The 13,684-nt window shown below is 71.0% G+C and carries 15 protein-coding genes; 7 read left to right on the forward strand and 8 right to left on the reverse strand.

The window, feature by feature from the left end; genetic code table 11:
- Positions 1-59 precede the first annotated feature (59 nt).
- The 6 genes from OG538_RS11665 to OG538_RS11690 form a co-directional block, all read right to left on the reverse strand.
- Positions 60-1,352 (reverse strand): HD-GYP domain-containing protein, encoded by a 1,293-nt coding sequence (locus OG538_RS11665; RefSeq protein WP_406092740.1) that lies wholly within the window; start codon positions 1,350-1,352, stop codon positions 60-62.
- Positions 1,349-2,794, reverse strand: a complete 1,446-nt coding sequence (locus tag OG538_RS11670; RefSeq protein ID WP_406092742.1) for an HD-GYP domain-containing protein — start codon at positions 2,792-2,794, stop codon at positions 1,349-1,351. The genes OG538_RS11665 and OG538_RS11670 overlap by 4 nt, the downstream gene beginning before the upstream one ends.
- Positions 2,795-2,897: 103 nt before the next feature.
- Positions 2,898-3,218: a mycothiol system anti-sigma-R factor gene (gene rsrA / locus OG538_RS11675; protein ID WP_406092744.1), complete on the reverse strand. Its 321-nt coding sequence runs from the start codon at positions 3,216-3,218 to the stop codon at positions 2,898-2,900.
- Entirely contained in the window at positions 3,215-3,871 is a 657-nt protein-coding gene (locus tag OG538_RS11680) for a sigma-70 family RNA polymerase sigma factor (protein ID WP_406092746.1), read from the reverse strand. Before OG538_RS11680 ends, rsrA begins: the two co-directional genes overlap by 4 nt.
- 284 nt (positions 3,872-4,155) lie before the next feature.
- Positions 4,156-4,806, reverse strand: a complete 651-nt coding sequence (locus tag OG538_RS11685) for an alpha/beta family hydrolase (RefSeq protein ID WP_406092748.1) — start codon at positions 4,804-4,806, stop codon at positions 4,156-4,158.
- Between the two features lie 59 nt (positions 4,807-4,865).
- Entirely contained in the window at positions 4,866-5,681 is an 816-nt protein-coding gene (locus OG538_RS11690; protein ID WP_406092750.1) for an SOS response-associated peptidase, read from the reverse strand.
- Positions 5,682-5,746: 65 nt separating this feature from the next.
- Here OG538_RS11690 and OG538_RS11695 point away from each other — a divergent pair, with 65 nt between their 5' ends.
- The 4 genes from OG538_RS11695 (at position 5,747) to OG538_RS11710 (ending at position 9,360) form a co-directional block, all read left to right on the forward strand.
- Positions 5,747-6,460, forward strand: a complete 714-nt coding sequence (locus OG538_RS11695; RefSeq protein ID WP_406092752.1) for a M50 family metallopeptidase — start codon at positions 5,747-5,749, stop codon at positions 6,458-6,460.
- Positions 6,461-6,549: 89 nt separating this feature from the next.
- The gene (gene aroA / locus OG538_RS11700) at positions 6,550-7,890 is read left to right on the forward strand and encodes a 3-phosphoshikimate 1-carboxyvinyltransferase (protein ID WP_406092754.1); all 1,341 of its coding nucleotides are present in this window, start codon (positions 6,550-6,552) and stop codon (positions 7,888-7,890) included.
- Between the two features lie 3 nt (positions 7,891-7,893).
- Positions 7,894-8,910, forward strand: a complete 1,017-nt coding sequence (gene rsgA / locus OG538_RS11705) for a ribosome small subunit-dependent GTPase A (protein WP_406092756.1) — start codon at positions 7,894-7,896, stop codon at positions 8,908-8,910.
- 126 nt (positions 8,911-9,036) lie between these two features.
- The gene (locus tag OG538_RS11710; protein ID WP_030915586.1) at positions 9,037-9,360 is read left to right on the forward strand and encodes a multidrug efflux SMR transporter; all 324 of its coding nucleotides are present in this window, start codon (positions 9,037-9,039) and stop codon (positions 9,358-9,360) included.
- 34 nt (positions 9,361-9,394) lie between these two features.
- Here OG538_RS11710 and OG538_RS11715 read toward each other — a convergent pair whose 3' ends face one another.
- Positions 9,395-10,012, reverse strand: a complete 618-nt coding sequence (locus OG538_RS11715; protein WP_406092758.1) for a TetR/AcrR family transcriptional regulator — start codon at positions 10,010-10,012, stop codon at positions 9,395-9,397.
- Positions 10,013-10,134: 122 nt separating this feature from the next.
- Here OG538_RS11715 and hisN point away from each other — a divergent pair, with 122 nt between their 5' ends.
- Both hisN and OG538_RS11725 read left to right on the forward strand, forming a co-directional pair.
- Positions 10,135-10,935, forward strand: a complete 801-nt coding sequence (hisN, locus tag OG538_RS11720) for a histidinol-phosphatase (protein WP_363066460.1) — start codon at positions 10,135-10,137, stop codon at positions 10,933-10,935.
- A 197-nt stretch (positions 10,936-11,132) separates the two neighbouring features.
- Complete coding sequence (locus OG538_RS11725) at positions 11,133-11,534, forward strand: cyclic nucleotide-binding/CBS domain-containing protein (RefSeq protein ID WP_406092760.1); 402 nt, start codon at positions 11,133-11,135, stop codon at positions 11,532-11,534.
- Positions 11,535-11,636: 102 nt separating this feature from the next.
- On the opposite strand, the gene OG538_RS11730 is transcribed toward OG538_RS11725, so the two are convergent.
- Complete coding sequence (locus tag OG538_RS11730) at positions 11,637-13,088, reverse strand: catalase (protein ID WP_406092762.1); 1,452 nt, start codon at positions 13,086-13,088, stop codon at positions 11,637-11,639.
- A gap of 176 nt (positions 13,089-13,264) precedes the next feature.
- Here OG538_RS11730 and OG538_RS11735 point away from each other — a divergent pair, with 176 nt between their 5' ends.
- Entirely contained in the window at positions 13,265-13,684 is a 420-nt protein-coding gene (locus tag OG538_RS11735; protein ID WP_406092764.1) for a Fur family transcriptional regulator, read from the forward strand.

Here is a 13,684-nt window from a genome sequence, read left to right on the forward strand (position 1 = left end):
TTTTCCGCTCTCTTCGCATCCAACCATGCCCGGCCGGACGCCCGCTCATTACCCATGGGTTACCCAGGCGGGACGGGGGTCAGACCGCCCCGGGCCAGAACCCTGGCAAGCGATTCCACGACCAGGGGCTGGTAGTCGCGGCCGGTCCCGAGCCTCAGCTGTTCCAGAGCGCCGAGCGGCCCGCTGAGACCTTCCCCGCACAGGTCGTCGTATGCGTTGACCGCCCGGACGATCCTGGCGGACAGCGGCTGCTCGCGGTAGGGGTCCGCCTGCTGCTCCACGACGACGGCGACCTCCTTGTCCACCCCGGTCTGGCGGGCCACCGCGCCGCCCAGGAGCGCGATCCGGCGCTGCTCGGCGGCCGGCAGACGGGCGGTCGCCCCGTCCGGCACCGGGTCGACGAGCGAGAGCTGGCCGATGTCGTGCATCAGCGCCGCGCACTCCAGGACGGTGAGCTCGGGCCCGGAGAGTCCCATCTCGCGCCCGACGGCCGTGCAGAGCGCCGCCACCCTGCGGGCGTGACCGTGCGGGGTGTACCCGGCGATCTCGGTCGACCGGGCAAGCGAGGCGATGGTCTGCCGGTACGTCGTGCGCACGGCGGCGAACCTGCGGAAGGACACCTGGGTGAGCAGCAGCGGTACGCACAGGACCGGCAGCGCCCACAGCCCCGCGACGGCGACCCCGAGCGCCATCACGGCACCGGTCGCGCAGACCGCCGATCCGATGCCCCCCAGCGCCCGCAGTTCGTCGCGGAGCAGTGGCCCGTACGGGACAGGCGTGAGGCCGGCCGCACGGAGGCTGCGGGGCAGCGTGCGGGCGCGCAGCAGCAGGGCGCCCAGCACGGCGTCGCACAGCGCGGTGAGCCCGAGCAGCACGAGCAGGAAGGCCGCGTAGTACGGGCCGTCCCCGAACCAGCTCTCGGACCGGCCGGAGTTGTACAGCGGCTGGAAACAGACGGCCGCGAAGGCCACCGTCAGGATCCGGCGGGCCACCTGGTCGGGGGCCGGCCCGCTGCCGCGCGCGAAGTGGGGCACGGAGGCCACGAGCTGCGCCGCGACGAGCACGGCGATCACCTGGAGCACCCCGTGGCCGGTGGGCTCCCCGCCGCTGCGCCCGAGCAGGGCGTACGCGAGCGCCCCGGCCGCACCGAGCGGCGCGGGTTCCCGCTCCCCCGGCTGGGCGCCCCAGCGGGCCAGCTCACCGATGGTGATGAGCACCCCGAAGGCGAGGGCGTGGCCCGGTTCGTGGAGGCCGCCCCAGAGGGTGTGCGCGAGCCCCGTGGCGGCGAGCACGAGGGCGGCGCCGCGAACGGCCAGGACGACGGGCGGCAGCCGTACCCACCGCGGGCTCACCGGGTCCGGTCCGGATCGGGCCCGGACGACGACGGCAAGGGCGGCACGTCGGAATCGAGCCCCTCCGCCGATTGCGGCCGCAGCGGCTCCCGGCCGGCCCGAGCATCCTCTGCGTGCCCCGCACCCCCTCTCCGGGGCGGCGGCACATCGTCCGCCGTCACGGCTCCCGACCACCCGTGCCGTTCCAGGCCCCGCGCCAGCGCCCGCACCATCTGCGGGTCGAACTGGGTGCCGGCACACCGCTTGAGCTCCTCCACGGCGACCGGCACCGGGCGTCCCGGCCGGTAGGAGCGGGTCGAGGTCATCGCGTCGAACGCGTCGGCGACCGCGACCACGCGGGCGAACTCGGGGATCCGGCGGCCGGTCAGGCCGTACGGGTACCCACTGCCGTCGAGCCGCTCGTGGTGGTGCAGGATCGCGGCCCGGGCCTCGCCGAGGAAGCCGATGCCGCGGACGATCTCGTGCCCGTACTCCGGGTGCAACTCGATCACCCGGCGTTCCTCCGGCGTCAGCGGCCCGTCCTTGCGCAGCACCCTCGTCGGCACCCCGAGCTTCCCGACGTCATGCAGGATCCCGGCGAACCGGAGCACCTCGATGCGCTCCTGCGCCATGCCCAGCTCCTGCGCGATGAGCACGGACGCGTGACCCACGCGTTCGCTGTGCCCCCGGGTGTAGGTGTCCTTGATGTCGACGGCCTGCACCAAGGCCCTGATCGTGGCGCGGTGCGCGGCATGCTCGCGGTGGTACTGGGCGAAGACCCAGCAGGAGATGTACATCGGCAGCAGGACGAAGAGCGCGGCCAGCGCCCCGTACGAGCTGTTCCACAGGATCGCCATCATCAGCCCGGCCAGGCCGTGCACCAGGTGCGGTCCGAGCGAGCGGGGCAGCAGCCCCCTCCAGGCGCGGCGCAGGGGCAGTTGTTCGGCCGCGGCAAGGATGGACCCGTCGAGGGCGGTCAGCACGAGACTGAAGACCGACGCCGCGGCGCAGGCCGGCAGGAGCGCGTACGGGAGGTCGGGGAGCCGGTCGTGTCCGGGGCTGCCGAGCGCGGCGGGACCGTCGAGCAGCGTGTGCACCGACGAGGCCGCCCAGACCGTGACGGGAAGCTGTCCGGCACGCCAGATCCGGCGGGCGACGGCGGGCGGCTTCTCCACCCGGCCGGCGAGCGAGCCCGGGATCGCGACAAGCGCCGCGGCCGGTGGCGGCAGCAGGAAGGCCGCGGCGAGCAGCAGGGGGAAGAACGATCCGGCACCGATCGGCACGGAGCTGCCGAAGAAGGGGCAGCGGCCGGGCAGTTCACAGACGAGGTAGAGCCCTGCGAGCAGTCCGAGGGTGGACCACGGAGTGCCCGCGCCGGGACGCAGCGCGGGCAGGACACACAGGGCGGCGCCGAGCGCGACGGCCAGAATGTACGCCCGGGCCGCGCCCCGTGTGGCTCTCACCCGTCCGCCCGCCCCCAAGCATCACCAATGGAGGCGTCAGGCTAGCGAGTTGGGCGTCCCGGCACAGGGCCGACGACCGCGATTAGCACGTTCGGGTGATGCGTCATTCGTTGGCGGCGGCCGGCAGCTCGGTGTCGGAGACCGTTACGTCCTGTTCCGGCACCGCCTGCCCGGACCGGATCAGGTCGATCCGGCCCATCACCTTCGAGCGCAGGTCGGACGGCACGTCGTCCTGACCGCAGCACCGCTTGACCAGCTTCTTCACGGCCTGCTCCAGGCCGTACTTCTCCAGGCAGGGGGAGCACTCGCCGAAGTGCACCTCGAACTTGGTGCAGTCGCTGTCGGGCATCTCCCGGTCGAGGAACTCGTAGAGGTGATCGAGGACCTCAGCGCACTCCGTCTCGTGCGGCTCTCCGCAGCTCATGAGCCCGAGCCTTTCCGATCGTCCGACTCACCGGCGCCCGCCGGGACGAGCCCGCGGTCACGGGCGTAGTCCTCCAGCATGCCGCGCAGTTGACGGCGGCCCCGGTGCAGTCGGGACATCACCGTACCGATGGGAGTCCCCATGATGTCCGCGATCTCCTTGTAGGCAAAGCCCTCGACATCTGCAAGATAAACCGCGATGCGGAACTCTTCGGGGATCGCCTGCAGCGCAGACTTCACATCGGAGTCGGGCAGGTGGTCGAGGGCCTGGGACTCGGCAGAGCGCAGACCGGTCGACATGTGCGACTCGGCGCGGGCCAGCTGCCAGTCCTCGATCTCCTCGGCCGCGCTGCGCTGGGGTTCGCGCTGCTTCTTGCGGTACGAGTTGATGAAGGTGTTGGTGAGGATGCGGTACATCCACGCCTTGAGGTTGGTGCCCTCACGGAACTGGTGGAAGGAGCCGTACGCCTTGGCATACGTCTCCTGGACCAGGTCCTCGGCATCTGCGGGGTTGCGCGTCATGCGCAGCGCGGCCGAGTACATCTGGTCGAGGAAACCGAGGGCATCGCGCTCGAAGCGCGCGTTGCGCTCGGCCGTCGACTCCTGCGGGCGGCCGTCGTCGGTCCCTGTGTCGGTCCCAGTGACCGGACCCACCTCCTCCAACGCTGTGGCGGAACCGAAACCGGACCCGCTCGAATCGGAGAATAGTCGACCTTGGTCCGGCGCGGGCTGTCGATCCGATCCGCTCAGTGCCCGCTCGGTAGTGGTCTTGGCCGCATGCAGCACCGTCCACTCCAGGTCAGCGGCGTTCGAGCGACGCGGGCAGATGGTCGAACCCATGCGACGGACTCCCTCTCCACATACGACGTTGGTGTACCGACGTCCCGAACAACATCGGCCCCCCGCCAGGCATTCCCGGGTCCGGGACCAGTACTGCGTCACACGATTCCGGCCAGCCAGCCGGTCACGGATGTGGTGAGGATCTCCATCGCCTGATCCTCGGTCAGCCCGGATCGCTTGGGCACGGCGAAGCCATGATCCCCGTGCGGCACCTCGGCCATCCGGTACTCCCCCGGCGGGAATTCGGCGGGCCTGCCGAACGGGTCGTTGCCGCCCTGGACGACGAGCGTGGGGAGCCCGGAGGCCAGGAGTTCGTCCGCGCGGGACTTCTCCGGACGGCCCGGGGGGTGCAGCGGGAAGCTGAGGGCGAGGACCGCACGGGCCCCCAGCCCGGCCGCCGTGCGGCAGGCCACCCTCGCTCCGGCGCTCCGCCCGCCGGCGACGACCGGGAGTCCCGGTGCCGCCAGTGCCGGCCACAGTCCGCGCCAGCCGGTGTCCAGGGTCTTCGGGGCGGGGGCGAGCTTCTTTCCGGCGACCCGCCAGGGCTGCTCCACCAGGGCGACGCTCACCCCGTGTGCGGGCAGCACGGCAGCCAGGGCCCGCAGGTCACGGGCCTCGATGCCGCCGCCCGCGCCGTGTCCGAGCGCGAGCAGGAGGCGAGGTTCCGCGGCGGGCACCCAGGTGATCCGTGCCGTGCCGGTGTCGGTGTCGACCGTTTCTGAGCGGGGGTCTGCCCCAGTGGCTTTCACGCCCTCATCCAACCAACCCGTAGCGGGCCGTCCGGGGTCCGGCGCGTCCCTGGGAAGTCTCAGAAGAGGGTGCTCACCTCGGGAGCGGCCAGCTCGTCGAGCAGCTCGGGACCGTTGTTGCGGACGTTGCTGACGGCAGTGGCCACCGGGTAGGCCCGCATCAGCCCGCCGGGCGGGGGCGTCAGCAGTCCGCGCAGCTCCTCGACGTCGGTACGGGACGGGTCCAGCCAGTCGTCCCAGCGGTCCGGGGTCAGCATCAGCGGCATCCGGGGGTGGATGTCGGCGAGCGCGGCCGGCCCCTCGGCGGGAGCGACGGCGAGCGGGCTCGTCTCCGCCTCGGTCGTGATCACCGAGCAGGTCACCCACCAGGCCCGGGGGTGGTCGTCCGGCAGGGTCCGGTCGCGCCAGAACTCGTACAGCCCCGCCATGGCGAAGACGGATCCGTCGGCGGGGGTCACGAAGTACGGCTGTTTGCGGGGGCGCTTCTTGCGGCCCTTCTCCTCCAGCTGCCGCTCCTCGGTCCCGGTCACCCACTCGTAATAGCCGTCGGCCGGCAGGATGCAGCGCCGGGAGACGAAGGGGCGGCGGAAGGACGGCTTCTCGTGGATCGTCTCGGCGCGGGCGTTGATCATCCGGGCTCCGCCGTCCGGAGTCTTGGCCCAGGAGGGGACGAGCCCCCATTTCAGGGCGCGCAGCTGGCGAACCGGACGCTGGTCGTCGGCGTCCTTCACAGGACGTTCCAGTACGGCGTAGACCTCCTTGGTCGGCGCCACGTTGTAATCGGGTTCCAGCGTCTCGGCCGGTTCCCACTTCTCCACCTGGAAGAGTCCGGTCAGATCCTCGGGCCGCCGACTCGCTGCATACCGTCCGCACATAGATGCCAGACTGCCACGACCGTCGCCCGGAACGGACGCCAATACCGCTAGGAGCCGCCCACACCATGGACAGCACCGATCTCGGCAATCTGTGGGACCGCGTCTTCGGCACCCAGCCCGCCCCCGAGCAGTGGCTGGTGGTGGTGACCGCCACGGCCGCGCTGATCGCCGTCGTGCCGAACTTCATATGGCGGCTGTCACGCAACGCGATCACCATCGCCCACGAGGGCGGCCACGGACTGATCGCCCTGCTGACCGGACGGCAGCTGTCGGGCATCCGGCTGCACTCGGACACCAGCGGGCTGACGGTGAGCCGGGGCAAGCCGACCGGCATCGGCATGGTCCTGACGGCGGCGGCGGGCTACACCGCTCCGTCGCTGCTGGGCCTGGGTGGTGCCTGGCTGCTGGTGAACGGCCGGATCACGCTGCTGCTGTGGGTGGCCACAGCGCTGCTTGCGGTGATGCTGGTGATGATCCGCAACGTGTACGGGGCGCTGACCGTCATCCTCACCGGTTCGCTCTTCCTGCTGATGTCGTGGCTGGCCTCACCCGCCTGGCAGTCGCTGTTCGCCTACAGCGCGGTCTGGTTCCTGCTCCTGGGCGGTGTGCGTCCGGCGTTCGAGCTGCAGTCCAAGCGGCGGCACGGCGGGGCGCCGGACTCGGACGCGGACCAGCTGGCCCGGCTGACGGACGTACCGGCCGCGTTGTGGCTGTTCCTGTTCCACGCGGTGTCGCTCTGCTCGCTGATCGGCGGCGGGCGCTGGCTGCTGGGCCTGTGAGCAGCCTCCCCTATCACTACCGCGTTACGTCCCCATTTTATACCGTTTGGTCAGAATCCAGGTGGCTGGGGAGCCACTAAAGTGAGCCCATGACCGAAAGTTCCGTGCACCCCGCCCTCTGGCCCGCCCCTCACGCGAGCGGAGCCGTCGACGCGACCGTCGTCGTGCCCGGATCGAAGTCGGTCACCAACCGCGCACTGGTGCTGGCCGCGCTGTCCTCGGAGCCCGGCTGGCTTCGTCGCCCGTTGCGCTCCCGCGACACCCTGCTGATGGCGGACGCGCTGCGCGCGATGGGCGTCGGCATCGAGGAGACGGTGTCCTCCAGCTCGTCCGTCGCGGGCGGCCCGGACGGTTCGGGGGAGGCCTGGCGGGTGATCCCGGCCGGCCTGCACGGCCCGGTCACCGTGGACGTGGGCAACGCCGGTACGGTCATGCGCTTCCTGCCCCCGGTGGCGACCCTGGCCAACGGGCCGGTCCACTTCGACGGCGACCCCCGTTCCTACGAGCGCCCGCTGACCGGCGTGATCGACGCCCTGCGGGCGCTCGGCGCCCGGATCGACGACGACGGCCGCGGCTCCCTGCCGATGACCGTGCACGGCGGCGGGGCCCTGGACGGCGGCCCGGTGGCGATCGACGCCTCCTCGTCCTCCCAGTTCGTCTCGGCGCTGCTGCTGTCGGCGCCGCGTTTCAACCAGGGCGTGGAGGTACGTCACACCGGCGACCGGCTCCCCTCGATGCCGCACATCCGGATGACCGTCGACATGCTGCGGGCCGTCGGCGCCCAGGTGGACGAGCCGGAGACGGGTGGCGAGCCGAACGTCTGGCGGGTCTCCCCCTCCGCCCTGCTCGGCCGGGACCTGACGGTGGAGCCCGACCTGTCCAACGCCCAGCCGTTCCTGGCCGCGGCGCTGGTCACCGGCGGCCGGGTCACCATCCCGGACTGGCCGCTGCGCACCACGCAGCCCGGTGACGCGCTGCGCGAGATCTTCACCGCGATGGGCGGCAGCTGCGAGCTGACCGAGCGCGGGCTCACCTTCACCGGCTCCGGCCGGATCCACGGCATCGACGTCGACCTCGGCGAGGTCGGCGAGCTGACCCCTGGCATCGCGGCCGTCGCGGCCCTGGCCGACTCCCCCTCCACCCTGAGCGGCGTCGCCCATCTGCGGTTGCACGAGACGGACCGGCTGGCCGCGCTGACCAAGGAGATCAACGAGCTGGGCGGCGACGTCACGGAGACCGCCGACGGCCTCCGCATCCGGCCGAGGCCGCTGCACGGCGGTACCTTCCATACGTACGACGACCACCGGATGGCAACCGCGGGGTCGATCATCGGCCTTGCCGTCCCCGGAGTGGAGATCGAGAACGTGGCGACGACCGCCAAGACCCTGCCCGACTTCCCGCAGATGTGGACCGGAATGCTCGGGGCCTGAGACATGCGCCGCTACGGCAAGAACCCTGACGAGGACGACATCCGGGTCCGCCCCAATCGCAAGGGCAACCGGCCTCGTACGCACATCCGGCCCAAGCACGAGGACGCCGAGGACGGCATGGTCCTCACCGTGGACCGCGGTCGCCTCACCTGCCTCGTCGAGGGCCGCACGGTCATCGCGATGAAGGCACGTGAGCTGGGCCGCAAGGCCGCGGTGGTGGGCGACACCGTCTCCATCGTCGGTGATCTGTCCGGCGACAAGGACACCCTCGCCCGCATCGTCCGGATCGGTGAGCGCCGCTCGGTGCTGCGCCGGACCGCGGACGACGACGACCCGTTCGAGCGGGTGGTCGTGGCCAACGCCGACCAGCTCGCGATCGTCACCGCCCTGGCCGATCCGGAACCCCGCCCGCGCATGATCGACCGCTGTCTGGTCGCCGCGTACGACGGCGGGCTCTCCCCACTCCTGGTGCTGACCAAGTCCGATCTGGCCTCCCCGGACAAGCTGCTGGAGGCGTACACCCCGCTGGGGGTCCCGTTCATCGTCACCAACCGCGAGGAGCTGGAGAACGGCGACGCGGCGGAGCGGGTCCGTGAGCAGCTGAACGACCGGGTGACCGCCTTCGTGGGGCACTCCGGTGTCGGAAAGACCACCCTGGTCAACGCGCTCGTCCCCAAGGACAGGCGGCGTACCACCGGGATCGTCAACGCGGTCACCGGCCGCGGCCGGCACACCACCACCTCGGCGCTGGCGCTCCCGCTGCCGGACTACCGGGGCTGGGTGATCGACACCCCAGGCGTGCGTTCCTTCGGCCTGAACCACATCGACCCGTCCCGGGTCATCAACGCCTTCCCCGACCTACAGCCCGGCACGGCGGAGTGTCCGCGCGGCTGCACCCATGACAGCCAGCAACCGGAATGTGCGCTGGACGCCTGGGTGGAGGCAGGGCACGCAGATCCGGCACGGCTCGATTCGCTGCGCCGGCTGCTGTCCACCCGGGAGCGGCGCGAGGGCGACTGACCGCTGTCCGCCGGGGAGAACGCGGGAGCGACCGGGCCGGGCACGTTTGCGATCACTCGTCACCGGTAAGTGCATAATCACGCTCAGCGCCACAAGGCGGTCACCGATGCGGGAGGGGCACTGACGATGGCGTGGCTGCTGGTCGTGGTGGCGGGGCTTCTGGAGACCGGTTTCGCCGTCTGCCTCAAGCTCTCGCACGGTTTCACCCGGCTCTGGCCGACCATCGCCTTCTGCATCTTCGCCCTCGGCAGTTTCGGTCTGCTGACCCTGTCACTGAAGAAGCTCGACGTCGGCCCCGCCTACGCGGTGTGGACGGGCATCGGCGCGGCGGGCACCGCGATCTACGGCATGGTCTTCCTGGACGACGTGGTGTCCACGCTCAAGCTCGTCTCGATCTCGCTGGTCATTCTCGGCGTGATCGGGCTCCAGCTGTCCGGCTCGTCCCACTGACGCCCAGCCCCGCCGGGCGTCCGCCCCACCGTGCTCAGGCGGCCACGTCCGGCAGCCGGTCCACGATGTCCCGCACCAACTCCGCCCCGTCCCCCGCCACGCCCGCGGGGGGCGGCACCAGCGCGTAGGACAGGGCGAGCCGCAGAGCGAGTTCGCACGCCATGCCCAGGGCCGCCGGGTCGTGCGGCGGACGCCCTTCGTCCAGTGCGGCCACTGCCCGGTCCCGGACCTGGCCGAGGAGTTCGGCGGGGGTCGGCGGGCCGGCATCGGCCCGGCGCTGGGCCGGTACGGCGGAGGCGGAGCGTCGCGCCGGCCCGGGGCGGGGCGACCACTCGCCCCAGCAGCCCGTGAGCAACCCCCTGACCAGGGCGCTCGCCCGGGTGGCGCGGACCGTCCAAGCAGCGGTGGCGGCCAGCCTGTCGCCCGTACCGCCGGCGGAGCCCAGGGCCCGTTCGACACCGGCCAGGTAGGTGTCGGCGGCGCGCCGGACCAGGGCGCGGGCCAGTCCGTCCTTGCTGCCGAACTCGTTGTAGAGCGTCTGGCGGGACACCCCGGCAGTCGCGGCCACGTCGACCATCCGCACGGCGTGCCAGGGCCGGGCGGCCAGCGCCGCGTGGGCTGCGTCCAGCAGTGTTTCCCGGGCTGTCGGCATCGTCGCCTCCCCCACCGAGGGCTCTGCGTTTCAGAGTTGAGGCGCTCCCCCGCACTGTCAAGGGTCCTCGCGGGCTCCGGGGCCCTGTGGCTCCGTTCCCCGGCGGTGGATACTGTGACGGCATGCCCGATTACCACGATGATCTGCGCCTCGCCCACGTGCTGGCGGACGCCGCCGACGCGACGACGATGGACCGGTTCAAGGCTCTGGACCTCAAGGTCGAGACCAAACCGGACATGACGCCGGTGAGCGAGGCCGACAAGGCCGCCGAGGAGCTGATCCGCGGCCACCTCCATCGGGCACGGCCGCGCGACGCGATCCTGGGCGAGGAGTACGGGATCGAGGGGACGGGTCCGCGCCGCTGGGTGATCGACCCGATCGACGGCACCAAGAACTACGTCCGCGGCGTGCCGGTCTGGGCGACGCTGATCTCGCTGATGGAGGCCGGCGAGGACGGCTTCCAGCCGGTGGTCGGCGTGGTGTCCGCGCCCGCGCTGCAGCGGCGCTGGTGGGCGGCGAAGGGCGCGGGCGCGTTCTCCGGCCGCAGCCTGACCTCCGCGACCCGGCTGGGCGTCTCGAAGGTGGAGCGCATCGCCGACGCGTCGTTCGCGTACTCCTCGTTGACCGGGTGGGAGGAGCAGGGCCGGCTGGACGGCTTCATGGACCTGACCCGGGCCTGCTGGCGCACCCGTGGGTACGGGGATTTCTGGCCGTACATGATGGTCGCCGAGGGTTCGGTCGACATCTGCGCCGAGCCGGAGCTCTCACTCTGGGACATGGCGGCGAACGCGATCATCGTCCAGGAGGCGGGGGGCCGCTTCACCAGCCTGGACGGGGTCAGCGGGCCGGGCGGCGGAAATGCCGCGGCCTCGAACGGAACCCTCCACCACGAACTGCTGGGCTACCTGAACCAGCGCTACTGACCGTGCCGCACCGGGCTTCACGGCCCTGATCAGGCGCATGGGACCGACGAGGGGCGTGCCGCACCACCGCACGCCCCTCGAACGATCTTCGCTCCCCCTTGTTGCCGTCCCCCATCGGTGCAACTCTGAGAGTCCCCCCACTTGTGAACTTGTGAATCGGCTCACAGAGTCGCTTCGCGAAGGAGGTGGCTCCTTTCATGCTCGTCCGAGACGCCATGAGCACGATGGTCCTCACCATCGGCCCGACCCACACCCTCCGCCAGGCCGCCCGGCTGATGTCGGCGCGCCGGATCGGAGCAGCCGTCGTCCACGACCCGGACACCTGCGGGCTCGGCATCATCACCGAGCGCGACATCCTCAACGCGGTCGGATCGGGGCAGGACCCCGACGTGGAGACCGCCTCCACCCACACGACCACCGACGTGGTCTTTGCCGCACCCACCTGGACCCTGGAGGAGGCCGCCGAGGCCATGACACACGGCGGCTTCCGGCATCTGATCGTGCTGGACGACGACGGGCCGGTCGGAATCGTCTCGGTGCGCGACATCATCCGCTGCTGGACACCGGTCAGGCACCACCCGGTGGAACTGGTCGGCTGACAGACCCGCGTGCCACCGGGCGGCCCCGCGCACGGGGAGCCGGACGGACGACCGGCCGGCCCCCACGCACACGGGAACCGGCCGGGCTTCGATCGGTCGGTCCTACGCGCGCCGCTCCTGGACCGCTGCGTCCAGGCGCTTGCCGAAGTCCCCGTCGGCCTGGCGGAAGTTGTTGACGGCGCGCTCGATGATGTCCTCGCGCGACACCTTCGCGAGGAACCCGGCCAGGTTGTCGATCAGCCGGCTCTTCTCGTCCTCCGAGTAGAGCCGGTAGAGGTTCCCCGCCTGCACGAAGTCGTTGTCCTCGGCGTGGCTCGGCGCCTCGTGGGTTCCGGTGCCGCCCGTGACCTGGGTGGGCCCCCACAGGGGGCGGTCGGTCTGGACCGGTCCGCCGAAGCTGTTGGGCTCGTAGTTCTTCGCACCCTTGTGACGGCCGTCGTAGAGGTAACCGTCACGGCTGTTGGTGCGTGCCTCGGTGGCGTGCGGGCGGTTGACCGGCAGGTGGTCGGCGTTGATGCCGACGCGGTAGCGGTGCGCATCGCCGTACGCGAAGAGCCGGCCCTGGAGCATCTTGTCCGGGGACGGGCCGATGCCGGGTACGAAGTGCGCGGGGCTGAAGATCGACTGCTCGGTCTCGGCGAAGACGTTCTCCGGGTTCCGGTTGAGCTCCAGCTTGCCGATCTCGATCGGCGGGTAGTCCGCGTGGGGCCACACCTTGGTGAGGTCGAACGGGTTGAAGCGGTAGGTCGCCGCCTCGGCCGCCGGCATGATCTGGACCTGCACGGTCCAGGACGGGAAGTCGCCGCGCTCGATGGCCTCGCGCAGATCGCGCTGGTGGCTGTCCGGGTCCTCACCGGCGAGCTTGTTCGCCTCGTCCTGCGTGAGGTTCTTGATGCCCTGGTCGGTCTTGAAGTGGTACTTGACCCAGAAGACCTCGCCGGCCTCGTTGTTCCACTGGTAGGTGTGCGAACCGAACCCGTTCATGTGGCGCAGCGTGGCCGGGATCCCCCGGTCACCGAAGAGCCAGGTCACCTGGTGGGTCGACTCGGGCGACAGACCCCAGAAGTCCCAGACGTTGTCCGCCTCCTGCGAGCCGGTGTACGGGTCGCGCTTCTGGGTGTGGATGAAGTCGGGGAACTTGATGGCGTCCTTGATGAAGAACACCGGGGTGTTGTTGCCCACGAGGTCGTAGTTGCCGTCCTCGGTGTAGAACTTCAGCGCGAAGCCGCGCGGATCCCGCACCGCGTCGGCCGAACCGAGGTTGCCGGCGACCGTGGAGAAGCGCAGGAAGGTCTCGGTCTGCTTGCCGACCTCGGAGAGGAACGTGGCGCGCGTCCACTGCGAGACGTCACGGGTCAGCGTGAACGTGCCGTACGCCCCGGCGCCGCGGGCGTGCACGACGCGCTCCGGAATGCGCTCCCGGTTGAAGTGCGCGAGCTTTTCCAGCAGTGACTGGTCCTGCACCAGGACCGGACCGCCGACGCCCGCGGTCTGGCTGTTCTGGTTGTCGGCGACCGGTGCGCCGGCCTCCGTGGTGAGCGGTCCCTGTGTCACGTGCGCCTCCTGCGTCATTCCTGCACATTCGTCATGCCGTCGTGCCGTCATGGCGAGCGCAGTCTGTCCCTGGCCTGTCTCAGAGTTAATCCTACATTGGACTAAGTCCAAGTCAAGGTGGCATCCAAAGCCACACCCATTCAGGACCTGGCGCCCGCCACTGTTAGGCTTGCGCCATGAGTGACCTGCTGGAACGACTTCGCGGACGCGGCTGGCGCATGACTGCACAGCGGCGCGTCGTGGCCGAGGTTCTCGACGGGGAGCACGTACACCTGACGGCCGACGAGGTCCACGCCCGGGCCGTCGCCAAGCTGCCCGAGATCTCCCGCGCCACCGTCTACAACACGCTCGGCGAGATGGTGTCCCTGGGCGAGGTGATCGAGGTCTCCACCGACCGCCGCGCCAAGCGTTACGACCCGAACGCGCACCGCCCCCACCACCACCTGGTCTGCGCGAAGTGCGGCGCCATCCGCGACGTGCATCCGGCGGGCGACCCGCTGGCAAGCCTCCCGGACGGCGAGCGCTTCGGCTTCACGATCTCCGGCGTCGAGATGACGTACCGCGGCATCTGCCCCAACTGCACCGCGGCCGCCTGA

It is taken from the genome of Streptomyces sp. NBC_01013, assembly GCF_045162765.1.
Classification (GTDB): Bacteria; Actinomycetota; Actinomycetes; order Streptomycetales; family Streptomycetaceae; genus Streptomyces.

What these genes read in the sequence shown, in the direction of transcription:
- rsrA (WP_406092744.1), bottom strand. Translation starts at nt 3,218, where the DNA reads ATGAGCTGCGGAGAGCCGCACGAGACGGAGTGCGCTGAGGTCCTCGAT.
- OG538_RS11690 (WP_406092750.1), bottom strand. Translation starts at nt 5,681, where the DNA reads ATGTGCGGACGGTATGCAGCGAGTCGGCGGCCCGAGGATCTGACCGGA.
- OG538_RS11695 (WP_406092752.1), top strand. Translation starts at nt 5,747, where the DNA reads ATGGACAGCACCGATCTCGGCAATCTGTGGGACCGCGTCTTCGGCACC.
- aroA (WP_406092754.1), top strand. Translation starts at nt 6,550, where the DNA reads ATGACCGAAAGTTCCGTGCACCCCGCCCTCTGGCCCGCCCCTCACGCG.
- rsgA (WP_406092756.1), top strand. Translation starts at nt 7,894, where the DNA reads ATGCGCCGCTACGGCAAGAACCCTGACGAGGACGACATCCGGGTCCGC.
- OG538_RS11710 (WP_030915586.1), top strand. Translation starts at nt 9,037, where the DNA reads ATGGCGTGGCTGCTGGTCGTGGTGGCGGGGCTTCTGGAGACCGGTTTC.
- OG538_RS11715 (WP_406092758.1), bottom strand. Translation starts at nt 10,012, where the DNA reads ATGCCGACAGCCCGGGAAACACTGCTGGACGCAGCCCACGCGGCGCTG.
- hisN (WP_363066460.1), top strand. Translation starts at nt 10,135, where the DNA reads ATGCCCGATTACCACGATGATCTGCGCCTCGCCCACGTGCTGGCGGAC.
- OG538_RS11725 (WP_406092760.1), top strand. Translation starts at nt 11,133, where the DNA reads ATGCTCGTCCGAGACGCCATGAGCACGATGGTCCTCACCATCGGCCCG.
- OG538_RS11735 (WP_406092764.1), top strand. Translation starts at nt 13,265, where the DNA reads ATGAGTGACCTGCTGGAACGACTTCGCGGACGCGGCTGGCGCATGACT.